At 68.6% G+C, this 223-nt stretch carries 1 pseudogene; it reads left to right on the top strand.

Annotation, left to right across the window (positions count from 1 at the left end):
• Nucleotides 1-223 (top strand): annotated as a pseudogene (locus ACEPPI_RS41135) (Ig-like domain repeat protein); the annotation flags it as partial.

Here is a 223-nt window from a genome sequence, read left to right as displayed (position 1 = left end):
GGCACGGTCACGGCCATCTACAACGGGGACACGTGTTTCACCGGTTCGACCGGGACCTTCGAGGTGACGGTCAACCAGGCGGCCAGCACCACCACCGTATCGGTGGACCCCGACCCCTCGGTATGCGGCCAGACCGTGACCGTCTGCGCCACCGTCACCGCAGTGGCACCCGGCAGCGGCACCCCCACCGGAACCGTCACCTTCACCGGGGCCGGACTGAACA

The sequence above is a fragment of the Streptomyces sp. AB3(2024) genome (assembly GCF_041862025.1).
In the GTDB taxonomy this organism is placed as follows: Bacteria; Actinomycetota; Actinomycetes; order Streptomycetales; family Streptomycetaceae; genus Streptomyces.
Note: the sequence above shows the minus strand (reverse complement) of the source record. Positions and strands in the feature narration are given on the sequence as shown.